This window comes from Lactococcus muris (assembly GCF_042849115.1).
Lineage (GTDB): Bacteria > Bacillota > Bacilli > Lactobacillales > Streptococcaceae > Lactococcus > Lactococcus muris.
In genome coordinates, this window is record NZ_BAAFQO010000007.1 from 1 (window position 1) to 26,923 (window position 26,923).

At 38.1% G+C, this 26,923-nt stretch carries 22 protein-coding genes and 1 pseudogene; all 23 read right to left on the reverse strand.

All coding sequences use genetic code 11. The annotated features are described in order from the left end of the window. A pseudogene (locus ACGHCK_RS05300) lies at positions 1–510 on the reverse strand (hypothetical protein); the annotation flags it as partial. Between the two features lie 658 nt (positions 511–1,168). Then, positions 1,169–1,750 (reverse strand): transglycosylase, encoded by a 582-nt coding sequence (locus ACGHCK_RS05305; RefSeq protein WP_271327957.1) that lies wholly within the window; start codon positions 1,748–1,750, stop codon positions 1,169–1,171. Between the two features lie 892 nt (positions 1,751–2,642). Beyond that, a complete protein-coding gene (locus ACGHCK_RS05310; RefSeq protein WP_271327958.1) occupies positions 2,643–5,702 on the reverse strand; it encodes a type I restriction endonuclease subunit R in 3,060 nt (1,019 codons plus the stop codon). A 3-nt stretch (positions 5,703–5,705) separates the two neighbouring features. Then, complete coding sequence (locus tag ACGHCK_RS05315; protein ID WP_251422625.1) at positions 5,706–6,362, reverse strand: AbiU2 domain-containing protein; 657 nt, start codon at positions 6,360–6,362, stop codon at positions 5,706–5,708. Then, positions 6,359–7,609 carry a restriction endonuclease subunit S gene (locus ACGHCK_RS05320; RefSeq protein WP_251422628.1) on the reverse strand — a complete coding sequence of 417 codons (1,251 nt, stop codon included), beginning with the start codon at positions 7,607–7,609 and terminating at the stop codon, positions 6,359–6,361. Before ACGHCK_RS05320 ends, ACGHCK_RS05315 begins: the two co-directional genes overlap by 4 nt. Further along, entirely contained in the window at positions 7,606–9,420 is a 1,815-nt protein-coding gene (locus ACGHCK_RS05325) for a type I restriction-modification system subunit M (protein ID WP_271327959.1), read from the reverse strand. The genes ACGHCK_RS05320 and ACGHCK_RS05325 overlap by 4 nt, the downstream gene beginning before the upstream one ends. Positions 9,421–9,729: 309 nt before the next feature. Further along, positions 9,730–10,797, reverse strand: coding sequence for an ABC transporter substrate-binding protein (locus ACGHCK_RS05330; RefSeq protein WP_251422634.1), 1,068 nt, complete (start codon positions 10,795–10,797; stop codon positions 9,730–9,732). Between the two features lie 15 nt (positions 10,798–10,812). After that, entirely contained in the window at positions 10,813–11,613 is an 801-nt protein-coding gene (locus tag ACGHCK_RS05335; protein ID WP_202231007.1) for an ABC transporter permease, read from the reverse strand. Beyond that, positions 11,613–12,407: an ABC transporter permease gene (locus ACGHCK_RS05340; protein WP_251422637.1), complete on the reverse strand. Its 795-nt coding sequence runs from the start codon at positions 12,405–12,407 to the stop codon at positions 11,613–11,615. Before ACGHCK_RS05340 ends, ACGHCK_RS05335 begins: the two co-directional genes overlap by 1 nt. Continuing rightward, positions 12,404–13,675 carry an ABC transporter ATP-binding protein gene (locus ACGHCK_RS05345; RefSeq protein WP_202231005.1) on the reverse strand — a complete coding sequence of 424 codons (1,272 nt, stop codon included), beginning with the start codon at positions 13,673–13,675 and terminating at the stop codon, positions 12,404–12,406. The genes ACGHCK_RS05340 and ACGHCK_RS05345 overlap by 4 nt, the downstream gene beginning before the upstream one ends. 1,063 nt (positions 13,676–14,738) lie before the next feature. Continuing rightward, on the reverse strand, positions 14,739–15,641 hold the full coding sequence (locus tag ACGHCK_RS05350; RefSeq protein ID WP_202231004.1) for an HAD family hydrolase: 903 nt from the start codon (positions 15,639–15,641) through the stop codon (positions 14,739–14,741). A 10-nt stretch (positions 15,642–15,651) separates the two neighbouring features. Further along, complete coding sequence (gene murB / locus ACGHCK_RS05355; RefSeq protein ID WP_251422640.1) at positions 15,652–16,560, reverse strand: UDP-N-acetylmuramate dehydrogenase; 909 nt, start codon at positions 16,558–16,560, stop codon at positions 15,652–15,654. A gap of 90 nt (positions 16,561–16,650) precedes the next feature. Further along, entirely contained in the window at positions 16,651–17,556 is a 906-nt protein-coding gene (locus ACGHCK_RS05360) for an RluA family pseudouridine synthase (RefSeq protein ID WP_251422643.1), read from the reverse strand. Further along, positions 17,557–18,009, reverse strand: a complete 453-nt coding sequence (lspA, locus tag ACGHCK_RS05365) for a signal peptidase II (protein ID WP_251422646.1) — start codon at positions 18,007–18,009, stop codon at positions 17,557–17,559. It abuts the gene before it with no gap. 178 nt (positions 18,010–18,187) lie between these two features. Beyond that, complete coding sequence (locus ACGHCK_RS05370) at positions 18,188–19,240, reverse strand: DUF3048 domain-containing protein (protein ID WP_271327960.1); 1,053 nt, start codon at positions 19,238–19,240, stop codon at positions 18,188–18,190. Between the two features lie 68 nt (positions 19,241–19,308). Beyond that, positions 19,309–20,943 (reverse strand): glycosyltransferase family 39 protein, encoded by a 1,635-nt coding sequence (locus tag ACGHCK_RS05375; RefSeq protein ID WP_251422652.1) that lies wholly within the window; start codon positions 20,941–20,943, stop codon positions 19,309–19,311. Positions 20,944–21,245: 302 nt separating this feature from the next. Further along, entirely contained in the window at positions 21,246–21,827 is a 582-nt protein-coding gene (locus ACGHCK_RS05380) for a GNAT family N-acetyltransferase (RefSeq protein WP_251422655.1), read from the reverse strand. Positions 21,828–21,893: 66 nt separating this feature from the next. Beyond that, positions 21,894–22,028, reverse strand: a complete 135-nt coding sequence (locus ACGHCK_RS05385) for a hypothetical protein (protein ID WP_271327961.1) — start codon at positions 22,026–22,028, stop codon at positions 21,894–21,896. A gap of 53 nt (positions 22,029–22,081) precedes the next feature. After that, the gene (locus tag ACGHCK_RS05390; RefSeq protein WP_271327962.1) at positions 22,082–22,660 is read right to left on the reverse strand and encodes a hypothetical protein; all 579 of its coding nucleotides are present in this window, start codon (positions 22,658–22,660) and stop codon (positions 22,082–22,084) included. A 227-nt stretch (positions 22,661–22,887) separates the two neighbouring features. Further along, positions 22,888–25,458 (reverse strand): LTA synthase family protein, encoded by a 2,571-nt coding sequence (locus tag ACGHCK_RS05395; protein ID WP_251422661.1) that lies wholly within the window; start codon positions 25,456–25,458, stop codon positions 22,888–22,890. A 177-nt stretch (positions 25,459–25,635) separates the two neighbouring features. Then, on the reverse strand, positions 25,636–25,884 hold the full coding sequence (locus tag ACGHCK_RS05400) for a hypothetical protein (RefSeq protein WP_251422663.1): 249 nt from the start codon (positions 25,882–25,884) through the stop codon (positions 25,636–25,638). Positions 25,885–25,946: 62 nt separating this feature from the next. After that, positions 25,947–26,111, reverse strand: coding sequence for a hypothetical protein (locus ACGHCK_RS05405; protein WP_251422666.1), 165 nt, complete (start codon positions 26,109–26,111; stop codon positions 25,947–25,949). Continuing rightward, positions 26,104–26,781, reverse strand: a complete 678-nt coding sequence (locus ACGHCK_RS05410) for a zeta toxin family protein (RefSeq protein WP_251422669.1) — start codon at positions 26,779–26,781, stop codon at positions 26,104–26,106. Before ACGHCK_RS05410 ends, ACGHCK_RS05405 begins: the two co-directional genes overlap by 8 nt. Positions 26,782–26,923 lie beyond the last annotated feature (142 nt).

Consider the following 26,923-nt stretch of genomic DNA (forward strand, 5'->3'; position numbering starts at 1 on the left):
ACGGTTAAAGGTCGGCATGAAGTAAGGGGCATTCAGCTGACCTGAGCCGTCTGTGGCTGCGCGGGGCTGCCAACCGACAGTCCAGCGGGCACGGGCATTGAAGACAGCGCCCGGTCCGACACGTTGGCCGACTGTGTTGCCTGAGGCTTCCGGTGTCCAAGGGGTCCATGTGCCCGTATCTTCCTTGATGGGTTGAACCGCGTTGCCTTCTGCCACCTCTTGTGGGTCAGCTTGGACTAAGGACTCGCCATTGATTTCCATGTATTCGAGGAGTTTAACGCGCACCAAGATAGGGGCATCGCCAAAGTTCTCCGCAAAGACATCCTTGTTGCCTGAGGCGCGGTCAAAGTAGTCGTGCAGGCGGCCAACTTCTTCAAAGTTGACACTGACACTACGGTCATTGATGGCCCGCTGTGTCAAGGAGAACCATGCGAAGGTGCCTGAGATGAGCAGCAGGACTGACAATATGGCTAAAAGGATTCCTAGTTTTTTCCTGTTTGTTGAGTACATTTTATTTCTTCCTGTCTTTTAATTCTTATGAGTGTGAGAAGCCTTATGACTTTTGGAGTCACAACCAATAGTTTTATCTTTGGTGCACGGCAAAAAACGTCCCAGTTATCCGGAACGTTTTGGTGCATACGAAAAAGAAGGGGAATCTACCGCCTGTTGTTGTGTTGTGTTGTGTTGTGTTGTGTTGTGTTGTGTTGTGTTGTGTTGTGTTGCCTGATTATAAGTCATTGGGGGGGTTTCTCCAAATACAATGGTATCTCTCATCATATTTTAACATGTTACTTAATATTTATGAAATATTATCATAATGTTTTGTTATGATAATGACTTTATCAGAAATTTATTTGTTCCTCTTCTAAGTTTTTACATTTTCAATCGTCGGTTAGCTTATTGGGAAAGATATAAAAAAGTCCCTTAAATACTGTATTTTGTAAAGATTGGGCCTGCTTTTGAAGTTTCATCTTGAATTTTTCTGTTCCTGCATCTGAGATGAGAAATTATTTTTCACCTCCAAAGTTTATAGTATCGGGCTACTTTTGGATGGAACTCCTGGGCTTTCCGATACTGTTCAACAAAAAAAGGACTTCACAAATAGTGATAGCCCTGAATGTTCAATCTTAATTAAGCACTCTAGGAATCAAAAATCTTTTTCAATCCCCTAGTTGTAAACTACCCAGCTTCCCGCAGGGAGTTGACTTGCCATTTCGATTTGCTCAGCAAGTGTCATGCCAGCATATTCACCGTGACCTAACAGTTGGAAACAGCCATAAGCGCCTGAACTTGCATTTGCAGCATCTACACGGCCATTGGACTCATGCTCGATGATATAGGCCCATTCACTTGCAGAATAGCCTGCTGCATTTGCAGTGTTAGCAACCATATGATTGGCAAGAGATTCTATATCTACCTGACCAGAGGTTTGACTTAAGTCAAGTTCAGATACAGACTGTGCTACTTTAGATTTAGCAGGTTGTTTTTCAACTTTTTTGGCAACTGCAGGTGCTTTTGGAGCTTTTCCTAACAAAATGTTATTAACTTCTGTCTGTACAGCTTCAAAGTCAAAACCTTTACGTGTAAGCAAATCGACACGTTCTTGTCCTGTACCATAGTTACCGTTAATAACTTCTAATGCCACATCATGTGTAGATTGTTTTGGCATGTCCGCATGAACCATACCAGTACTATTAAACATAAATGAAGCAATGATACCAGTTGAAAGAGCAACTTTACTGAATTTCATTTAGACCTTTCGATTTCGCCACTAAGAATATTCCATAGAGTGTTGTTCAATCGTGAACCTCCGTATATACCCTATCATCATGGTTACTTCCCATACACATCATAAAGTCTTGAACGCTTGTGTAGGATTACCGTAAGCAGTTTAACGTCATTGCACGCTATGGACGTGTATCTTAAAGAAAATTCAAATTTCTGCCTGCCGCGAATTTACAAAAATAAAAATCCTCTCAATTTAAGTTACATTATTCAAATAGATGATGTTAAATTTTTATGTTTAAATTTATTTCACTCACGAGGGCTTATTATATGACCTTTTCCTTAAACTTAACTTAAAAAATCTTTTTTCAAAAAGAAATTGAAACTATTTATAAATAAAATATTCAGAAGTTTAATTATACAAAAGCATAAAAATATATAGTAAAAACGCTTGTTTAATGCGCTTTCTGTCTATTTGAGAAAGTATTGAGTCATCTTTTTAATTAAAAGATGTTAGAAACTTTTCCAAAAAATAAGTGGGGATATTTTACTTTGTTTTTTTGTTTCAGTTAAGATAACTTATGTTGCAATATGTACTTAATAAAAAAGCTCCACATCTGCGGGCAAAGAACCAATGCACAGATATGGAGTACTTAGACAAAAGCAAATATCGAAATAATATTTCAATACTGCTTTTCTCTTATGTTGATTATACCACTAAAGTAAGCGATACTAAAACAACTTACAATTTGTACATGAGAAAAATAAAAATTATATTAGAATTCGAATATAATTAGGACATTATGCATTTCATCATTGCCTTGAAAAAATAAAAACAATAGTCACAGAAGTTTGGAATAACTAACAAAAAATAATTTGATATAAAGCAGCTTTACCCCCTTGTAGTTGCAATGTTTTTACTTTCTTGTTACACCTTCATCACTACGCCATTTTTTATAAGCTTCTTGTGCTGAAATTTCACGTATAAAATCATATACTCCCTGATTAGAAAACATCTTCGTGAAAGTGTTATTGCTAACCTGTGCCAGATTAATGACCATGTCTTCAAACTCTTTTGGAAATAAAGATTGTTTGAACATCGCAAAATCATTTTCTTTTGCCATTGATTTTTGTCTCCCACTCGGATTTTGGACAACTTGCTTGACAACCATATCCAAAACCACACGATCGTCTTCTGTAAAAATGTCAGGAAACTGTGCATTAATTCTATCCAAGATTTCGGTCAAGGTATCACGTTCTTCTGGTGGTTTAACTGTTGGATTAATTCCCTTTTGTTGCTGGTACATGTATTCTTGAGATTGATCTTTTACAAGTGAAATTTCATCTTCAAAATCTTTAGTTAATTTATAGTAATCCATTTTGACTTTATCAGAGATATCCACTGAATATCCACTGTCTTTTGGTAACAAAGTGATTAAATAATTGATAAAGATTGATTCTTCCAACAACTCCCGATCAAATAAGCGAACCAGTTGAGAAATATAATTATATTTGTCACGGAAACCGCGCAAGAGTGTTCTAAACTCATACTGCATTGATTCCTCCATATCATTATAACGTTCAATGATTGGACGGAAACTACTCGATAATTTACCAAGCATTGTATCGTCTTGCTTGTTTGTACTCACTTGAAAAACATCAATGATTTTCTTAATGTCTGCGTCATTGTATAAGTTATATTTACGAATTTTCTCTTTCGCATCGTACAATATATTCGGATCAATTGCTTCATCTAGTGTAGATACTTCATAAAACTGTTGGAAAGCCACTTTGATTTCTTCTGCAGTGTTTTTAAAGTCTAACACAAAAGTATCCGTTTTCTGTGCAGTCGTCCGATTCAAACGTGATAAGGTTTGAACAGCTTTCACTCCACGGAGTTTTTTATCAATAAACATGGTGTGAAGCAAAGGTTCATCAAATCCTGTCTGATATTTTTCAGCAACTATCAATACATTATAATCTGATGTATGAAAAATTTCTTTGAGTTGATTTTCTTTCACCAAAGAACCATCTGGTAAAATATTCATTTTAGATTCAGTGAAAGTTTCTCCTCCATCAACAATTTCACCAGAAAAAGCAACCAAAGCATTAATATCTGTGTAGCCTTTTTCAGTGATGTAACGTTTGAATTCATTCATATAACGTACAGCTGCAAGACGTGAACTTGTCACAACCATAGCTTTACCTTTACCACCGATTGCATGTTGCGTGCGTTCACGGAAAGTTTCAACCATAATTTCCGTCTTTTGAGCAAGATTATAAGGATGGAGTTCTGCATATCTGACAATCGCTCTTCTTGCTTTTGATTTAGGCAATTCTGGGTCATCTGGAACAAGTTTTGCAATCTTGTATGCCGTATGGTAGGTCATATAGTTTTGCAGTACATCTAAAATAAAACCTTCTTCAATAGCTTGGCGCATGGAATAAACGTGAAATGGTTCAAAATGTCCATCTTCTGCACGCTGTCCAAACATTTCTAAAGTTTTATCTTTTGGTGTTGCTGTGAAAGCATAAAAGCTGATATTTTCATGGCGTCCTTGACCAAGCAAAGTTTCATTAAGCTGATCTTCTTCATCTCTTGCTTTTCCTGCTTCTACTTCATCAAACTCCTCCCATTCCTTCAATGCTTCTTCACGATCACTCAAAGCTGCTTTCAATTTTTTCGAAGCATTTCCTGTCTGAGAAGAGTGGGCTTCATCCACAATAACTGCAAATTTCTTTCCTTTTGTGGATTCAACATCTTGATAAATCACTGGGAATTTTTGGAGTGTTGTGATAATGATTTGCTTTCCATCGTTTATCGCATTAAGTAAGTCTTTTGAGGATTTATTATCCCCAATGGTTTCGACCAAGCCTGTAGTTGCATCAAATGATGTAATCGTATCTTGCAGCTGTCGGTCAAGTACTGTTCTGTCAGTCACAATAATCACTGAATTGAACAATGGTTGATTATTTTTATCATGAATTTTTTGCAAATGATAGGCTAACCACGCAATCGAGTTTGATTTCCCAGAACCTGCCGAGTGCTGAATCAAGTAGTGTTGACCTGAACCTTTTGACTTAGTATCACTAACAAGCTTGGTTACCACGTCTAACTGGTGATAACGTGGGAAAATCAAGGTTTTCTTTTCAACTGCTTTTCCTTTAGAATCTTTTTCATGCTTAATTTCAAGATTCATAAAACGTTGCACAATATCTAAAAGTGCATCTTTTTGAAGTACGCGCTCCCAAAGATAGGCAGTAGAATAACCATTAGGATTTTCTGGATTTCCTTTCCCTCCAACATTTCCTGCACCATTTGAGCCTTGATTAAAAGGTAAAAAATAGGTTTTTTTACCCGCGAGCTTCGTTGTCATCCACGCTTCATGCAAATCTACTGAGAAATAAACCAAGATACGACGATTAAACTGGAAAAGGGCTTCATTTGGATCTCGATCAAACATAAATTGCCGTTTAGCATTTTCAACGCTTTGTCCTTTAAATTGATTTTTCAGCTCTAAAGCAACAAGCGGAATCCCATTGACACTGAGCACCATATCAAGTGTGTTGTGATTATAAGGACTATATGCAAACTGACGTGTCACTGTTGTTATATTTGCTTCATAATTTTTTAGTGTTTCAAGATTTAAAGTTGAGGAGGGTTTAAACTGAACGACTTTAAACTTTACTCCGCGATCTTTTATCCCATTACGCAAGACATGAAGAATCCCGTGTTGGCTGACTTCTTGCTCAAAGCGTTTGTAAAAAGAGCTTTCTGGATTTGCTCCCACCATTTTTTCATAACGTTGCCACATCTTGGGTTGCGTGGTTTTGATATAGCCTACTAAAGCATCCAAATCTAAACCTTTACTTGCATCATAGTGACTAGCTTGAAAAGTTTGCTTTTGCCATCCACCAGCAGGTGAAATTAAGAATGATTCAATGTCCTGCTCAAAACGTTTTTCGTTGTCTTTCATTTTTTACTCCAACTCTTTATCAACTTTTTTCTGATAGTCCTCAATGGCTTTAGCTATTTCGCTCAGTTCCCAAACATAATCTTTCTCCTGAAAAGAAGAATCTATGCTAAACATGATTGTCTTTATCTTGCTCAAACTCTGTATAGAAAAATCAATTAAAGTGACAGCTTCCGACAAAAGCACTGGAGCATCGTTAGAAATATTTATGAGTTTGTCCAAGCTATCAACTGATTTGTCCAAGTGTGCCAGATTCTTGTCTCGAAGTTTTTTTAAGTTTTTGATTGGTTGCTCTAATTCATTCAATCTATGAGCTAATGCTTCTAACTCTGATTTTAAATCCTGATAGGATTGAGCTGAAAAATATGTCATGCTTTGAAAGTATTTTTCAGTATAAAGATTATTAGCCGTTTCAATAATTTTAGGAATCGAGTGGGACTGCTTGTTTTTGTCAAATAGCTTTGCTAACTGTAATTGAATATCACTAATCATTATATTCTGAGTTAGACCAAAATAATCTCCATAAGTAGCCAAACTATCTGTTTTTTCAAAAACTCGACTGACAGCTAGTGCAGCATTAAACATTTGTTTTAAGACCATTGATTGATGAAACAACCATTCTAAATCTTTTTTCAGTTTTTCAATTTGAACTTTAGGATTCATTTGTTGACCTGCTTTTTACCTGTGACATATTCGTAGATGAGGGATTTTTTGTAAGATTCATATTCATTTATCAAATTAAATTTCTCATAAATTAATCCATCTATATTTTTAATCTTTCCATCTAAAAAATCAGCTATCGTTTCTCCTTCTTCAAAGGAAATTTTAGGAATATGATAATTCTGAATAAACTGGGCTGATATGCGTTTTAGTCCCGCTACACCTGTCATAGTTGAAGAACCTTGATTAATAAAATCAGTATTTCTTAAATAATAAGCTAAATATCGGGAACTAAAATTCTTTGTTTTTTTATTTCTTATTGTATAAATTTCTGTTGTTCCAAAACCTAAGCCATTTTCTAATCCTGAAGCCAATGCTAAATTACCGTTTTCAAAAGAGGGCCTAACCTTGGCGATTATAATATCACCGTCAGCAAAATAGCTATATTTATTTTTTAATTCTTTTATAGATTTTTGGGTATCATTTATTAAATATCCATTTTTTAATCTATCCATTGGTAAAAATGTTGCTAATTCATTTTCATCAATTTTTTCATCATATGGTGGGTCTATTTCAGCAATATATTTTATTTTTGTTAAGTAAATACTGAAATCGGTGCTATGCTTTAACCCTTTGGTAACTACCTCAGTAATCAATGATTGTTTATAGGCTTTCAACTCTTCAATGGAACGCTTAGTGTCTGCAATAATTTGATCTATCAAAGCTATTTTAGAGTCAAGAAAGTTGGCAATCTTTTGTTGTTCAGATAATTTTGGCACAGGAACATCAACTAAAATAAAATTTGACCATTTGAGTGATTTACCATCTCTTAATGAGTCAGATGTAGCACCAATTGCTTGAATATAGGCTATATTTTTAAACAACCACCTATAATATGGACGATAAATTTTCCTAGACTTTGGAATTATGACTGTGTATGCAGGTGATACAGCACCTGTATACTCCGAAAACTCGATTCCTCCTTGAAAACTTCTAAGGCTAATAACAAAATCCCCTTTATCGACATGTTTAAAATTTTCGAAATTCTTATCGAGTGCTACTGGCTTTTGTTTCGCAAATTTCATAAAAAGCTGCTGAGGTATCATCCCATACTTCTGAGAAGCAGTTAATTGAACATCTCCAGACTTCATTTTGCCTTTTCTTTCAGAAAACAAATATTTACTTGAGATAATTTCCCAATCCTCAGGAATCTCCCCAATCCACTCAACACCAGAATCTTTCATCTTCATCCATCTACCTCCACCTCCACCTCTTGTCCACTAAGGGCTTCAAAGTTTTTGATGATGCGTGCCTCGATATCCTTAATGCGAAGCGCAATGTCATCTGATTTTTCTGGAGCTTGGTATTTATAGAAAAGTCGCGTGAAGGGAATTTCATAGCCAATTTTAGTTTTCTTTTCATCAATCCAAGCTTCAGGGTTGAAAGGAAGTACTTCTCGCTCGAAATAGCTGTCAACATCTTCAGTTAGCGGAATGTCCTCAGTATCGCGAAGTTTAGAGTCTGCTTGACGTTTCCCCTTTTTCAAGACCAATTCACCATTTTCATCTTTTAATGGACTTTCCACGGTTACTTTGCGATAGCCAAAGAAATCATTATAAAAAATCTTAGATTCGACAATTTTATCTGTGGAAGTATCCACATTGACATAGGCTTTATTTCTAAATTCACCGTAAGCTTGAAGAATCAGTTCGCGCTCGGTTTCTGAAATATCAACCCTTTTGTTCCCGATATTTTTGCGACGTTTCGTGAAAGCTTTACTTGCATCAATCAACTGTACTTTACCACGACGTTCAGGAGATTTGTTCTTGGTAATCACCCAAATATAAGTGGAAATTCCTGTATTGTAGAACAAATCCGTTGGAAGTTGGATTATCGCCTCTAGCCAGTCATTTTCGATAACATACTGCCGGATAGCTGATTCTCCACCACCTGCATTTCCAGTAAAGAGTGCCGAACCATTATGGATAATTGCCATCCGTCCAGTATCTTTCAGCTTCTTAATCCCATTAAGTTGGAACAAAAGCTGACCATCTGAGATTTTTGGTGTACCAACACCAAAACGTCCCAAATCTCCGGTCGCTGCTTCTGCCTCAACGGCTTTTTTATCTTTTTTCCAGTCAATTCCAAAGGGTGGGTTAGAAATCAAGTAATCAAAAGTATAGCCTGAAAATGCATCTTTTGAAAGGGTTGAACCCAAAGCCATATTATCCGGGTTGCCACCGCGAATCATCGTGTCGGCTTTGGCAATCGCATAAGTTTCTGGGTTTAATTCTTGACCAAAGGTTGTAACGGATGCATTTGCGTCAAGCGCTTTAATCCGCTCCGTCATCGCAGAGAGCATCTGAGAAGTGCCCATTGTTTGGTCATATATGGTACGAACAATTTGTTTATCTGATGGTTTTTCATTGATAAGCAAAACATCCGTCATTAAGTAAATAATATCTCGACTTGTAAAGTGGGCTCCTGCTTCTTCATTGTAACTTTCTGAGAATTTACGGACTAACTCTTCAAAGATGTAACCCATATCAGTGCTTGTAACTTTATCTGCACCAAGATCTGCTTTTTTAGAGTTAAATTCTTGGACGACAGCATAAAGTGCATCATTATTGGCTAGTTTGGTAATCTCTTTATCAAATTCAAAGTTTTCAAGAATGTCTTGAACATTTTCGGAAAAACCTTTGATGTAGTTTCGGAAGTTATCTTCAATCCCTTCTGAGTCAGAAAGTAAGGTTTGAAAAGTATAGACACTGGTATTGTAAAATGCGTAGCCTGAGGCATCTTGTAGCTTGCGATTTCTGATTTGTTCAACCGAAATGTCACTCAAGGTTTCCAGAGTCTCACGTACTTTATCACGCGTAGGAGCCAGTGTATCATGAAGCCGTTTAATCACTGTCATTGGTAGAATAATTTTACCATACTCATGAGGCTTGTATAAACCACGCAAAATATCGGCAGTCCCCCAAATGAGTGCAGCCTTTTCTTGAACATTGGTTGTAGTTTGTTGCTGACGTGTAGTTTCCGAAATTATATTTTCAGACATAAAAAAATCCCTTCAGCCAAAATGACAAAAGGACTTTTTACCAGTATTCTTTACTTTTACTGTGTAGCAAAGATAAGGATGACCTAATGTCATTTTTGGCGTATATATTATTACTAATTTTATCATAATTAATGTTTAGTTACGAGTTCTATTTAGTTACTCATAAATTTTGAATAATATCTTAGTAAGCCGATGTTAACTGAAATATACTTTATTATTTCTAAATCAAAAAAAAGAATCCAAACTAAAGATGAGCCGGATTCTCAAGAAAAGTATTTTAGGGTATTCTTTTATCTTAATATCTCCTCTTTATTTATTCATCTTAAACTGAAGATAAAGGTCATTATACACCCCCGTCCAATAAGGACCAAGGTTAACATAGACTTCATCTTCTTTTATCAGTGCTTCATCAGGATAGTAGGATTTATCTTCACGTACTTCTGCGGGAAGGAGCGCTTCGGCTTTAACATTGGGTGTGGAATAGCCCACATACTCGGCATTGGCAGCTGCATTTTCAGGTTCTTGCATGAAGTTGATGAAAGCATAGGCCGCTTTAGTATTTTTGCTGGTTTTTGGGATAGCCAAGTTATCATACCAGATATTTGTACGCGTAGGTACTACATAATGCAAATGTTCGTTGCTTGAGGTCATCTCTGAGGCTTGACCACTGTAAACAACTGCTAGAGGTGTTTCATTATTAATCATGTAACTCATGATTTCGTCACCGAGAATGGCTTTTACATTGGGTGTAAGCTGTAGGAGCTTGTCATAAGCACGATTAATCTCTGACTGGTTCGTCGTATTCACAGAGCTTCCTGTAGCGATCAAACCCATGCCCATCACATCTCGACTACTGTCTGTGAGGAGGATTGAATTTTTGTAGTCTTTGGACCAAAGGTCCTCCCATTTTGTGGGTGGATGAGTGATGTATTTGTCATTATAAACAATCCCCAAAGTCCCCCAAAAATAGGGCACAGAATAAGTATTTTTAGGGTCAAATGCCGCATCCAAGAGCTTAGGATTATCATAATCAAGGTTTTTAATCTTGGTGTGATCTAAGGGAAGCAAGAGATTTTCTTTGGCCATTTTTTGCACCATATACTCGCTGGGCACCACGATATCGTAAGCCGTGCCTCCTTGTTTAACCTTAGAATACATGGCTTCATTGGAGTCAAATGTCACATAATTCACCTTATAGCCCGACTCTTTTTCAAACTTCGTGAGAAGCTGCGGATCAATATATTCGCCCCAGTTAAAAATAGTTAAGCTGTTGGTAGTGGTTGAAACACCTGTAGCAGCGGACATCCGCCAAGCTGTAACGCCAAGAAGGACAGTGATCGCTAAAATCCCTGTAAGAAAATAGATTAATTTTTTCAAGAGTGCTGTCCTTTCTTAAGTAATATTTGGTGATTTTCCGGCAGTATCTGATTCTCTCATGATTATATAATACCCTATAACCAGTAATATTGAGAAGAGAAATACAATTGCGGATAGGGCATTGATTTCTAACGAGATACCAGCGCGGGCACGTGAATAGATTTCGACAGACATTGTCGTAAAGTCATTCCCTGTGACAAAGAAGGTAACTGCAAAGTCATCGAGCGAGTAAGTGAAAGCCATGAAGAAACCTGCTATAATCCCTGGTGTCAGATAAGGAAGAATTACTTCTTTCAGTGCTTGTGTCTGTGTCGCACCAAGGTCGTAAGCAGCATCTATCAAAGACTTATCCATTTCTTGATAAAGTGGCAAGACCATCAAGACAACAATCGGAATAGAAAAAGCAATATGGCTTAATAAAACGGAGAAAAAGCCAAGCTGCATACCTACCAGTGTAAAAAGAATCAAGAAGCTTGCACCAATAACGACATCCGGTGATACCATCAAAACATTGTTCAAGCCTAAGAAAGTCGTCTTACCTTTGGCTTTAAGATTTTCAATAAACATAGCGCCAAAAGTCCCAATAATCGTCGCAATCAAGGCACTTAAAAAGGCCAAGAAGAAGGTTTGAACGACAATCAAAATCAAACGGCTATCTTGAAAAAGTTCCTTAAAATTGTCTAAGGTAAACCCTGTAAATTGGTTCATGTCCCCGCCTTCATTGAAAGCATAAAAGATCAAGAAAAAGATGGGCGCATAAAGGATAAAGAGCACGAAGCCCAGATAGATTTTTCCGATACGATTTTTACTAGGCATTAGCTCCCCACCTTTCTTTCTCTTGTCAGTAACATAATAATCATCATGGCAACAACCAAGACGATGGCTATTGTTGAACCCATGCCCCAGTTTTGTGTGGTGAGGAAATGCTCTTCGACCGCTGTACCTAGAGTTATCACTTTATTGCCACCAATCAAGCGCGTCAGCATGAAGAGCGATAGACTCGGAATGAAAACCGCTTGGACACCTGAGCGAACACCATTGAGTGATAAGGGCCAAACCACATGAATAAAGGTTTGCCAGCGTGTTGCACCCAAATCATAACTGGCTAAGACAAGATTTTTATCTAAATCCTCAAGGGCATTAAAAATAGGCATCACCATAAAGGGGATAGAAATATAAGTCGCTACAAAGATAAAGCTAAAGTCTGTAAACAAAATCTGTGGACGACCAAGCCCGATAAATTGTAAGAAACTGTTGACAGAGCCATATTTACCAAAGATACCAATAAAGGCATAAGCTTTCAGCAAAAGATTAACCCAAGTAGGCAAGATAATCAACATCAAGAGAAGCTGCTTGTGCTTAAGTTTAGTTAAAACATAAGCTACAGGAAAGCTAATCAAGAGAGTAACAACTGTAATAATCAAAGCATAAAGTATCGAGTTCCAAGTCATCATCAGATAAGTTGAGCTTGTAAAATACTGACTATAGTTAGAAAAGCTAAACTGACCTTGAATATTAAAGAAAGATTGCCAGAGCAAGAGGATAAGAGGGGCTACAACGAACAGTCCTACCCACAGGAAGTAGGGGACAGAGAAAAGTCTTTTGGTCATTCTTCTTCCTCACTTTCCCCGTTTTCTTGCTTATGCAGGATATCGTTTACGGCTTGTGCTAACTCGGTCAAGTCCATTGTGTTTTCCAAGGCTTCCTGGACAGCATCTTTGATGGCTGCCTCTTCTTCTGCGGCTTCTTCTTCGACCGCATTTACGATACCGATAGTTTGTTCTTCTTCCTCAACATACTCTTCAATACGGGCGTCGAATTCTTCTTCGGTTTCGTCAAGACGCATAATGTGTATAGCCTCAGGTTCAAAGGTCAAGCCTACAGTTTCACCGACTAAAGCTTTATGTGTCGAGTGAATCAGCCACTCATTGCCAAAATCATCGTAAGCCACAATCTCATAATGTACACCACGGAAGAGTTGTGTATCAACTTTAACGTTGAATTTTCCTTCATCAGGAAGAGTAAACTCAATATCTTCGGGACGAATGACTACCTCAATCGGCTCATTAGGGCGCATCCCACCATCGACAGCTTCAAATTTCTGACCGTTGAATTCTACAAGATAGTCCTCAATCATGCGGCCGCTAATGATGTTCGACTCCCCAATAAACTCCGCAACAAAATGGTTAATGGGTTCGTCATAAATATCGGTTGGTGTGCCTGACTGGACGATTTGACCTTCATTCATGATGAAAATCCAGTCAGACATAGCTAGAGCTTCTTCCTGGTCATGGGTAACAAAAATAAAGGTAATTCCTAGACTTTGTTGCAGCTCACGCAGTTCATACTGCATGTCCTTGCGGAGCTTCATGTCCAAAGCAGACAAGGATTCATCCAGTAAGAGAACTTTCGGACGGTCGATGATTGCACGCGCAATAGCCACACGCTGTTTCTGACCGCCGGAGAGCTTACTGATGGCACGTTTCTCAAAGCCTTCCAATTGCACCAGCTTGAGACTTTCTGTGACACGTTGCGCAATTTCAGCTTTATTTATTCCCTTTATCTTCAAGGCAAAAGCAACATTATCAAAGACAGTCATGTTGGGAAAAAGAGCATAAGACTGGAAAATCGTATGGACATCACGTTTATTAGTAGGGACATCATTGATGCGCTGACCATCCAAGAAAATATCTCCTGAAGTCGCATCCAAAAGTCCTGCAATAATATTTAAAATTGTTGACTTTCCAGAGCCTGATGCACCAAGTAAAGTGTAAAATTTACCTTCTTCAATTTCAAAAGTAATATCTTTAAGGACCGTTGTGCCACTGTCTTCAAAGGTTTTAGTTACATTTTTGAATTCGATAATGTTTTTTGTCATACTGTTATCCTTAAGGGTGGATTTAGAGTTTTGCTTATCATTGAAGACATGACCGGAATCTCAAAACCGGTCTTAATTAAATAATGAGGCAGAAAAACAATATTTTTTATTTCCTGCTCATTGATGGGCATAGGAGAAAGTAGCTTAGGGCTTTCTACTATTATCTAGCATCTTTAGAAGCACTGGGACAGTGCAGGGTATAAAAAGCAAAAAACGATATTTTTTGTCCTTTTCCCAACAAGATGCTTAAGAAAGAGCCTAACAGGGCTTTTCAATCCTTATGAGTATCTTTACACAAGGACGATAGCTTATGACATTGACAAGCAAAAACGATATTTTTTTATTTGTCAACTAACGAAAGCCTTAGGAAATCTGCCTAGAGATTTCCTTTTGTTAACAGTGCCTTTAGACACTTAATAGCAATAGCCTATTATGACGGCAAAAATCAAAAACGATACTTTTTTTGATTTTTTGACTAATGGGAGGCTTAGGAAATCCTTATAGGGATTTCCGTTTGCTATCAGGGCCTTTAGGCACTTGATAGCAATAGCCAATCATGACGGCAAAAATCAAAAACAATAATTTTTACCTAATGAGATGCTCAGGAAAGGTCCTACAGGACTTTCCGTCCATCATTAGCGCCTTCAGGCGCAATGATGGTAGCATATCAAAAAATCCAAGTGTACACACACTTGGATTCACATTCAATCTTTGATTACATATAAAAAGCAGTCTTACTGCGGAGAGACCGAGTAGTCAACTTTTAGTACTCTTATTGATGCGCGCAAGCGTGTTTCTTGGGTGGAGCCTCTCAACTCCATAAGCAAATCAATTTGCTTAATCAATAAGGCAATAAAATTGCCAATCGGCTGTGACTCTGGCTGTCCGTATGGCCTTAGTTTTCGCTTGTTTATAGCAAAAATGAGTCCTATTTTCTGCCTAGCAGAACTTTTATAATTATAACGTAAATTTTAGTCCTTTGCAAGAGCGAAAGTTTTATAATTTTTTCTTCTCAGAATTGTACAAACTTTCAAAAGACAGCGGAAACTCTGATTTTCATCGCTTACTTGTACCCCTTTAAAGTGAGAAATTCCACTTGCTTTTTACTGAGTTCAAGCATTGTGGATACAGTTTTCAAATCAAATTCCTTTGTAGCTAAAAGACGTTCTGCGGCCAGATTTAGCCCCGCCTTGACTCCCAACTCCAAAACGGGATTGGTTTTATCATTCGAATCCATGATGTATTTATTGTCGGGCAAATCAAAAAGGACTTTTACTGCTCCAAAGAGTTGTTCAAAAGAATCGATTTCAACATCATGCACTTTTTTCTCTTGAGAAATACTGCGGCCACGGTGATTAAACCACATGGTTTTCCACCCGCCATTGTGGCCTCCCATCACATCATTATCATAAGAGTCACCAACATATAAAGTTGTTTCGGGATTCATCCCAAATTGTTGAGCAGCCAAGTTAAAGATTTCTTTTTCTGGTTTTTGGAAACCTGTTGCTTGCGAAACGATTACGTGGCTTGGCTCAACATAATCATACAAGCCAAGTTTGCGAATTTTTTTGAGTTGGTGCTCGGTTGGACCATTAGTAATCACGCCAACTGGAATATTACGTTTTTTCAAAAAGTCTAAAGTCAAACGCATTTCATCAAGCATGGTGATATTTTCTAATTCGTATTCGTAAATTTCTTGAAAATAATCACCGGTAGCGCGTGAAATTTCTGGATAGCCCAAGTCTTTGAGTGTTTCATTTGTACGATAAAAACGGAAATACTCAATCTCCCAGTCACCCGCAATAACTTTAGGAAAACCAAGGTCTGAATAGTGACGGTAGCGAATATAAGCTTTATTCATATCCGCCATATCAAAGTCTGGGAAGACCTTAGAAATGGCCCGTCTAAACGGTGCCTGCTGGTCATAAATTGTATCGTCAACGTCAAAAACTATTGCATTAATCATTTTCCTGTTTTTATCTTTCCAATTTTTCACCGATAATACGGACTTCTGCTTCGAGTGTCAATCCAGAGTTTTCCTTGACATGCTCAATAACATAAGCAATTAAGTTTTCATAATCTGTAGCCGTACCGTGATCTACGTTTACCATAAAGCCGGCATGTTTTTTGGATACTTCCACACCACCGATACGGACTCCTTGCATGCCTGCTTCTTGGATAAGCTGTCCAGCAAAATGTCCGGCAGGACGTTTGAATACTGAGCCACAACTTGGATATTCGAGCGGTTGTTTACTTTCACGCAAGCCTGTTAAACGGTCCATCTCCGCCTTGATGACTGCTGCATCACCGACTTGGAGTTTAAACTGTGCCGAAACAACAATCAAGTTTTCCTCACGGATCACAGAATGACGGTAGCCGAATTTCATTTCATCGGCTTGCAGCACACGGAGAATGCCATCTTGGTCAATGACTGTACAGTTGAGCAGAACGTGGGCAATTTCACCATTATAAGCACCGGCGTTCATAAAGACAGCCCCACCGACAGAACCTGGAATACCACAAGCAAACTCAAACCCAGTTAGAGAATGCTCTAGAGCAACATGTGTCGTATCAATCAGTTTTGCTCCTGCCTCAGCGGTAACAACATTCCCATTTACTTCAATATGATTCATTTTTTCAAGTAAGATAACTAAGCCACGAATCCCGCCATCACGAACGATTAAGTTTGAGGCGTTACCCAAAACGGTAATCGGCGTACCTGCTGCCCGTGCTAAGTCAAGCAAGGCACTTAATTCTTCACTTGAAGCGGGAAAAGCAAGAAAATCTGCCGGTCCGCCAACTTTAGTGTAAGTGTAATTTGACAATGGCTCATCATATTTGACAAGCAAATCAGGAAATTTTTCGAAATCAGATTTTTTTAGCATAGAATCATTTTACCATAATTTAGAAATATGACGGGAAAAATAAAAAAAAACGAGAGTTTTTTCAGACTGTAGACAGAGTCTAACTTGCCCTTATGACAAAGCTCTCAATTTTTCAAGTTGTTGGGCAAAGATGTCTGGTACATCTACTTGAAACTCCATCAGTTCCCCTGTTGTTGGATGCTCAAAACCCAATGTCTCCGCATGAAGAAATTGCCCAAGGTTTGGTATGAGCGTTTTACTTGGTCCGTAAAGTGGATCTCCAGCTATAGGAAAACCAATGTAGGCCATATGCACACGAATCTGATGAGTTCGTCCAGTTTCAAGTTCAAGGGCAAGCAAGGTATATCCTGGGAAACGCTCCAGCACGGTAAAGCGTGTTTTTGCAGCTTTTCCTCCAGCGACAACTGCTTGTTTTTTTCGCTCCTTAGGATTCCGACCAATCGGTGCCTCAATTGTACCTTTTTCATTCGGTACTTCACCATGTACCAGCGCAATATAGCGACGTTTATTGGTTTTTGCTTTGAGCTGTGCGGCTAAAGATTCATGCGCGACATCATTTTTGGCAATCATCAGCAGACCAGAGGTGTCTTTGTCTATGCGATGCACAATTCCAGGACGAATTACACCATTGATGGAGGAAAGATCTTTGATATGAAACATGATGGCATTGACTAAAGTTCCCGAAGTATGCCCTGCGCTTGGATGAACAACCATTCCTTGAGGTTTATTAATTACTGCTACATCTGCATCCTCATAGACAATATCCAAAGGGATATCCTCAGCTTGGATATCAAGGACAGCAATTTCTGGCAGTTCATAAGTAATCGCCTCACCTGCTTTTACCTTGTATTTTGCTTTCTTCACTTGTCCCTCTACGCTCACCTTACCTTCACGAATTAAGTCTATCACTACTGAACGTGAGACTTTGCTAAGGTTCGCCAAGGCCTTATCCAAGCGTAAACCAGCATTTGCTTCGTCAATAATTACTACTGCCATTTATTCTACCTCTTTGTCTAAAATAATCGCGATGAAAAGCACTACAAAACCCACAGAGAGTAGTATATCCGCGATATTAAATATTGGAAAATTGATAAAGTCAGTCTGAAACATGTCCACCACAAAAGATTGGCGTACACGGTCAATAAAGTTTCCGAGCGCTCCAGAAATAATCAAAGTCAGTGCTACAAAATACCAGTTCTGATTTATCTTTTTGTAGAGAAAATAGACAGCGGCAGCAAGGACAATGGGTGTTAGTATGAGAAAAAACCACTGTTTGCCTTCCAGAAGCGACCAGGCGGCGCCTTCATTTCGAAGATAGGTTAGACTGAGAATACCAGGAATAAATGCCTGTTCGCCTCCCAGTGGAATATTGGAGACAGTCCAAGCTTTCATCAGTTGGTCTGCAAGTATTCCGAGGAGTATTAGGCCGAGGGAGATTATTTTTTTCATATTGTTTATTATAACAGAATTATCGTTCTGACTCTAGGTTAATCTTGGTGTTGTCTATGGCAAACGTAGGGAGCCCTTTATTGGAGTAATGACGTTAGTCACGCGTGTTGAATGTCTTTGACTTGGGAAGGCCATATTATAAAAAAACAGCACACATGCTGTCCTATTGCATTTACACTTATTCCCAAATCACCTGACGCAGATTATCCACTGCCGTCACCCAGGTCTGCCCGGATTTGAGAGGGATGTTTTGTCCTTGCTCATCGGTAAAACTGATATTGGTCTGCGCATCTGGTTTGGACCATTTTCCTTCTTGCACCTTACCATTTTGGAAAATATATGCCTTTCCGGTGCCTGTCATTTCAATATCCATATGATTACCATCTGCTGACAAGCTTTGATTAACCATAATAGCTATTACGACATCTGGTGACACTTGTCCTTTTTCTCGGTCCTGATGGGCTTCGCCGCCTTGAAAACGTTTATAGGTGTTGCTTGGAGTATCATATTGATATCCCACGGCAAAGATTCCTGTAGAAACTGGGATTTGAATATGATGTGCAATAGGCAAACCACTTGAATCCTGATTTTCCATCTTTTCCGTACTAAGTGGCAGGCGTTTCCAGACTTCAAAATCGGATTTTTTCTTCTCCAACTTCTCCATATACGCATCCAATCCATTCGTATTCGTGTACATATTATGCGGAGCGATTCGGTCATCTGAACGCCAGAAAATTCCAGCTGGGGCTCTAAACTGATCCAAGTCTGTGACATAATTTCCAGACTTCACCATGTCTAAAGCCAGTTCTGAACCACCTACATGGGCCAATCCTGCATCAAAACCAGCTGCCCATTCCACAAAGTAAGGGCGGATAGAGCGAACTGGACCAATCAAGTCTGGTTGCTTCTCTTGATACATTGCGACAAAACGGGTAATTCCTCCCTCAGCCACTGCTTCAAAAACTACACCTGCCTCCTTAAGTCCCGACTGCGGACGTGCTTCTGGTGAATTTTCTACCACGACAGCTGTTATGGGACGTTTTGCCTTTTCAGCAGTCGTTTCGAGCCCAGTCAAATCAGCCCTGACCAACTGAGGTTCTTCTTTTTTTACTTCCTGATTTTTCTCCTCTTGGTGCGTAGTTTTAGGAGCAAACACCTTTGTCTGCCAAGCAAAAACACCTGCTGCACCAATTAACAAGATTGCGATGATAGCGATTACTTTTTTATTCATGCTATTATTATAGCAGAAAAGTACCTTATCAAAAGCATTATGGATATAAAGAAGCTACAATAAAAGTCTTATTTCCTTTTATTGGATAGTCTGTCTGAAAACTCAAAAGAGGCTATTGGTAGGAGGAGCGCAAGATAAGGGAGGAAATACCTCGGCTGTGTTTCCCAAAGAAACTGATGAAAAACAGTGCCACCAAAGAAGATGAGAAGCAGCAAAAATGCCTCTAGATTTGGTCTAAATTTTTTTCTAACCAAAAAGAGACCTGTGCTTAATACTATGAGAATTAAGAAGGGCCTTTCAATGAAGTGGGTAAAAGACCTTGTCTTGACGAGAAAGGCTGTAACCGGACTTCTGAACGACCAGCGATTCCTTTCGAAGTCTGTCAAGGCTACTGATGGGATTGCCTGTATAAGTGCGAGACTTTCTACAGGCAATCTTTCATACATTTCTTGCTGGTTCTCATAGCTCTGTCTCATGAGGTAATTTCCGGATAGGGACGGATCTCCCCATGAAACGATAGCTTTTTTTCCGAAGAATGCAAGCGTTTGTCGCGGATTTTGCATCATCTGGCTCAATCGCTTACTGATAAATTCTCTATAAATTTTCTCTCTGGCTGAGCGATTACGGAGAAAATCTTGTCGTGAAACTTGACCGTGCTTCTTTTTGTATTGGTCAAAGGCCCAGCTTTCAAAATCATTGAACATCCCAGGCTGCTTATAACGATAACCTTCCAGTGTCTTCGCGTCTGCCAAAGCCATCGCAACCCAAGAAATGGAAGGCTGGGCATAGTTTGTTCTATAATTTGAAATCATTTTAGGTGCGAAAAAGTGAAAACTGGTACTGAGACTCAGAGCGATTAAAACAGGTAGGAAAGCCAGACGATGGTTGCCATCAAACTTCCTGTCCCTCACAGCCCTCAAGAGTAGATAATAGATACCTATGCCGATAATAAAAATAAGCACGTTTGTCCGAAGTACATAGGCCAAACCTAGTGACAGACCTGAAAGTACAAGAGTAAAAATTTTTGGTGATTCCTTTACAAACCTTAGAAGAGACAGAAGGGCAAAGAGAACCAGCGCCAAACTTATCAGGTCGTTGTATAAATAGGAAATCACCCAAAAATAAGGCAAAGCAAAGAACATAAGTTGAATGGCAATTCTTTCAGAACTTGTATTATACAAGAGTCCCGTGATTTTCGGAATAAATGTGCAAATACCAACAACTGAAATCACATTTACCACATACATGATGGGCCAAGCGCCTCTTCCAAAAACTTTAAAAATCACTTGATAAATCAGGACTAAACCTAGATTATTCGGATAATACTCTGCATAAGGAATTGTAAGCCAACTGTCCACAAGAAAGCCATTAATGACACTCCAAGCATCTGAAAAAGGGGGACTAAAAAATAAAAAAATTATGATTATCCCAAATACACTTGCGTAGATTGTCAGTAGCTTTTGAAGTGTTCTGGTCGAAAGATTCAAAATTTCAACCCAACGATGAATCCCATATTGCAGCAGGAGAAATGCGAGAAAAGATCCAGCTACAAAGAAGGGATTATTGAAACGAATAACGTTTGACTCTGCTTGGTCAAATGAAAAGAAAAACTGAATCAGCAAAATCCCCAAAAGTGCAAGAGCACTTAAAAAGGACAGCACCAGAGTAAAATATTTAACACTATTTTTTCTGCTTTTTCCCACGTGTTCCATTCCTCTCTTCCTTCCTAGACTCCATGCACCGTTTTGTCACTTTCTTGTTCAAACTGCGGCTCCTTTTTGTCTTTGTCCATTATCTTCACAAAAAACGGGACATATTTCCTTGCATTTTGTGAGGGCTTGCAGTCTTGATTTTCTTGGTTTTGCTACTGATTTTTAGCAGTTCATATTTTTTCCTTACAGTCAACACTCTGGGATAATTTACAATTAACCTTCACATTTTAGCTTGAAAATAAGAGAAAAACATGTGGTTTACTTTTCCGTTTTTGACTGCATCAATCTACCTTTCATTTCTTACTCAATTTCATGTATACTCGCTCTTTTATTCCTTTATTTTTGCCCCCGCGAAATGGCTCTCGTTTATATTCACGAAAGCCAAGTTTCTCATAGGTTTTTATTGCAGCAATATTGTTATCCATGACATCGAGTAAAAATTCATCATATTGCTCACTTTGTTTGACAATTTCAAGCAAAATTTTCTTTGAAATGCCTCTTCCTCGCACAGAATCAAGCACGCCGACAAATTCGATATAGCCTGTTGTCTTAGGATAGGGAAGTGTCTTGGCAAATTCAGAATTGAAAATAAAAGAGGCAATCAGCCCACGCATCAATCCAAAATTTTTTATACATTTCTTTCTATCTGGTGTAAAAGCTCTTCCACTATCGTCAGAACAAGCCGCAATCCCCAGCACTTCTTCTCCTTCAAGCCAAATCCAAAAACGCTCGGCATGGATACCCTGTTCAAAGACCGCGATAAGGCTTTCTTGATTTTTGGAGAGCACACTTAGTTCTTCCTTATAGCTATTTGCGATTGTTTTTGCTATTTTTCTTTTTTCATCAGGTAATGCTTGTCTGATTATATGACTCATATTTTAACCTCAGCTTTTCTTCCTATATAAATGCAAGGTGCAGCTTCCTCATAATCTCCATCTTATTCAGCCTAGAAATAAATAAGCAACTGCGATAGATAAGACTATCGTCATTAAATCATGCACAAGCAATCCAACCCTTAGATTTCTGTTTTTCTTTTCTAGCGTTTCAAGTCTATCTTTAAGTTTTTCAATTTCCATGTGTTCTCCTCTAAATACCATCTATAAGTCTATCTCTTTTTTGCTCAAAAATTTTAGATGTTTAGAGTCAATCCTCCCGTATAAGTTTCTCCTGCTTTACGATTCATGCCAAAAACAAAGGCGATTTTTGGTGCATCCTTCAATACTTTACCATAAATCACGCCTGTTGTTCCTTCTTTTTTGTGCACCTTTTTCCCCTTCAAATCGTTCGTATCCATTTCAATCACCTGACTGTTTTTATTGTCCAGCACTTGTGCTAAGCTTATTCTGTCCTGAGCAAAGTCCCTCAAGTCAATCGTTTGATCTGTTTTATTGTTGAATGTAAATGTAACTTTTAAAACTTGCTCACCTGAACTATCGTCTATTACTTTCCAATCTTGAACTTTTATGTCTTGTTTTTCTCCGCTTATCTGATGCGCTGAATTTGTATATATCAACTGTTCATCTTTTAAGTTTTCTTCACTTTGTTGGACTTCTTTTTCTGCTTCTTCGGGCTTTTCTTCGGATTTTTGGGATTGAATTTCTGCTTGTTCTTCATTTGAAGAGAGAAATGTATATGCTGCGCTTGTTCCTACAACTAAAAGTAAAGTAAAAGCCGTTCCTACAATTATCTTTTTCTTCATCTTTATCACAAATTTTTCCTTTTCATATTTCGCTTTTAGAACTATTTTAGCACAAGAGAAATGTTAACGCAATGTAACGTAAATATAAAATTAAAAAATGTAATCATTATTAAAAATCAAACGACTGTAGTTCAGACAGAATAAAAAAGGAAGAAAGGATGCAAATGTTGCACAAAGACTTTTGAAAAAGCTTCCTTTTCCAAACTCAACAGCTGGATCAGAAGCTCACCCGGCCCTTACTCATCAAGCTGAAAGAAAGAGGAATCCTCCTTTAGATAGTGTTTGCCTGATGTGAGGTCATACTGAATGATTTTTAACTCCTCGATGCGTTCTTGCTGCGCTTCACTTAAACTTACCTGAGCCGATAAAGCAGAGTTATACTCTGAGGGCAGCTCCCACATGATGCTTGATAAAAGTGCATAGTAGGGGGAAACTTTTGCACCTACAGTTTCAAGCAAAGCTGGCGCAAATTCTGCAGCGTTTAAGTCGCCTTGCTTATTGCTTGTATTTCCCTTATTTGTCCAGATAAAATAATCCGTCTGATAGGCTTTAAAAGGTTCTGTTTTTAGACTCGGATAGTCTATCGGAAAGACATTCGAAAGATGGTCACCGTAAAAGACAACTGTGATTTTTTTATCCATCTTCTCTAACTCTTCCAAGAAAGCTTTTGTCTCCCTATCGGTATCAGAAATTTTGCGCACATAGTTTTGCAAGTGTTTATTCTGTTCGCTTGTGTGCCCTTCCCCCACTGCTGTTAAGCTGGAAGAACCAGAATAATTTTCATAGGACATATGGTTTTGCATGGTCAAAACGCTAAAGAACTGTGACTGTGCAGGATTTATCTTATCTAACACCTCTTGATAAACTTGTGCATCTGTCACATAACCGTCCAATTTTTCTTGATTGATCAATATATCTGCCTTGTCCGTGTTTGATAGGGCATAAAAATGATCAAAGCCAAGTTTTTTATAGATTGTATTACGGTTATAGTTAGCTCCATTTTCAGGATGAAGTGCAATCTTCTCTGGGAAGAAATTAGAGATAGCCGGAATAAACGGCATACTTGGAAACACATCAGAATTAATGGTCGAGATGTTACTGGAGTAATTGACCATGGGAAGACCACTAAGCGATTGTGCCTCCATATTTGCTGTTCCACCTGCGAAACTATTGGAATACATCAAGCCTCCCGTTGCGTTTGCCTTTATCAAATCAATATTTTTCAGAGGATTATCTGAGAGGTTTGCGCCTTTGATACGATTAGGGTTTGATAGAGATTCACTTAAAATGTAGATTACCGTTTGATCTGCGATATTTTCTGAGCGACTTTGATTGATTTCATCAGCCTCTTTCCTGTATTTTTGGATAATTTCCTCTATCTTGGCTTGGCTATATCCCGCAGGCTCCTCCATAGCTTTACCATAGATTTTCTTCAACCAAACATAAGAAAGCGACTTGTCTCTGGCTAACTTTGCTGAGCCGCGCCACAAAAGACTGCCGTTATATCTTTGGACATATTGGCTGAGGAGGGGAAAGTTCACCTGTTCATCTGGTGTATTAAGATTTTTGAAATTCTGCATCAAAGGAAAGTAAAGCGAGAAAATCAAAAGCAGAGTGACCGCTCTTGTTTTCCAATCCATGATTTTTCCCTTAAAAAATCTTCTGTTTAAGAGAATTGCAAGTAAAACAAGGCTGAGTAAGGCGAAAAGTGCCAGCAAAATCAACTTTATATCAACAAAAGTAAGCAAGGACTGTATGTTGGTTAGCCAAGAAAGTTCTGAAACATATATAGGCTCTTGCCGCACCGAAAATTTCATGGCATTTCCTAAGCTAAATCCCCCAAAAATAAACATAATCACTGCTGTAGTAATCATATAACGGTTAATCAGCACATAAAGAAACATAAACGCCAGGGTTAAAACAAAAACTTGAAATAGGCTTATCCCAGTCACAACATAGCCATAATACATAGGCCCTTCATCTACTCTCATCCCTGATTGGATAAGAGAGTTAAAAACAAATGCCAATAAAAGGCTCGTTGTTAAGGAAAGGGGGAAGTTGGCACTGTTACTTTTAAAGGCTTGAATCCCCTTGACGATAAAGAAACTGAGTACACAAAGGATAACAAATACGAGGAGAATGTTTCCAAAAAGAGAGATAAAGTCAGAACTCCCTAAAATATTTTCATCGGCATAAACCAGATCAAGCATGGCCTCTGAATGGACTGGGCTAAATAATATATCCCAAATGAGGCGTTCTGTCATACTGTCAAGAAAGACCAAGCTTACAAGAACTGTCATATAAACATGTTCGACCTCTATGTCTGCCACAACATCCAAAATTTTCCATGCGCTTCTCTTATCTGGAATACGTGCCACTAGAGAAATAGCTAAAAGCATCGCAAAGACTAGAGGAAGATAAAACTCCACTAAAAGTCCTAAATTTAGAGAAGTGTAGTCAAACTCAAAAGTTTTGTTGTTGATATTTTCTGTCAAAATCATCGAAAGATGAAAAATATAATAGGCAAGAAAAATTATGGGGAGTACAGAAACCCTCCTCCAACTCAGCTTTTCTCCCCTTTCAAAATAATTTCCCTCCCAAGTGAGCCATATCTTTTTATTTTTGATAAAAACAAGGACCAAATAAGCAAAGCTTAAAAGTCCTATCAGACGATAAACCAAAACCACAACAGCCACAGGAGCTGAATATTCCACCCCTTCGGGCAAAATATCAGAAAAGACCAAGCTGGATAAACCTATAAAAAGAAGCATCAGAGCTAGGGCCTTCAGCATATTATTCTTTTTCATTATTACATTTCCTTTACAATATGAAATCGATTATAACATGCTCTCTGGTATTTACATAGGATTACGCAAATTTTTATGCTCTGCAAATAATTTTGAAAAACACACACAGATTTTGACGTTTTTTTCTTCTACATAAAGACAAAACAAAAGATGCCCTGCATAAGGCATCCTCAAACTTTATTTACCTCCAAACACCAAACGTTCACGTCTATCGTTGGCAATAGGCTCCACATCACTCACTTTATTAATGATGGCTGAAGCAATCTCTTCCTGAATAATTCCAACCTCAGCCAGCCAGGCCGCATAACCAATAAGTGTCGTAAAAATGCTCATGTAGTCCATTATCGCGTACCGCTCTTTGCTGGCAAACTCGTCCAAGATGTGCGCCGCAAAAGAATTTCCCGTCATTTGCGAAACTGGTAACATGTACTTGGCATACCACTCAAAGATGAAGAAAGACTTGCTTGATAATATGCATGCTACTTGTATTATTTGTTTTTCAATCCAACTAATTCCCGTTGCTTGCGATTGGCATCATCTGCAAAAAACTTAAAGACGGTTTTAACTTCCTTAGCTGTTGCCTCACTTGAAAGTTTTCCAAGGCTTGAACCGTATTTTTTAGCAATTTCTTTTACTTTTTCTTTTTCAGTCATTTAATTTTTCCTCCAATTCTTCGTGAGTATAATTTTGAGTGAGAATGAGTTCAACATTCTCTGCATCAAAATGGACATCAGCAACATCATTATTAAAATCTTTTAAAACAATATTTAATTCAATATCCGGATACTTAGCCTTTGCCTTTATAATATTTTCTCTTGCTTTGAAAAATGCATGGACGAAAGTTGATTTAGGAACAACACGTCCTTCAACTTCTTCACGCTTTTTAGTAAAATCCCATGCAATCAATGGCTCTTGATACACATAAAATATTAATGTCTTAAAATTATTTTTTAGAGCCCTTTTAATATTATTATTAGAACTTCTCAAAGCAAACGTTGCATCCAAAATAAATGAATATCCATGTTCAATCATATATTTAAATGCTTGTTCTACCAACCATGAAGCAGCTTTTTGAAATTCACTTGAATTCTTTCCGTTATAACTAGGAAATTTTGAGCGAAAATAATCCGCATCAATTACAACGTAATCTGGATAAATGGATGCAACAGAAGCTGCAACTTCGCTTTTACCTGCACCAGGACTCCCAGCCATAAACACAGCAGTTTTATCTTCAAGTCGTTTTTTATTGGCTACAATGTCAGAAATTAATTGATTTTTATGTGTTTTTGCATAATCTAAGTGAACATCAAACTGCTCCCCCATTCCCACTTCCCCCGATTTCTTGATATGTCTATCTTAACATATTTTTTAAAGTCTGACTTCTAAATTATTGCAGAAAAGATCTTCACGAATATCCTCAGGAGAGTAAATAGATTAACGTATCATATTATTGAATCCAATGCTG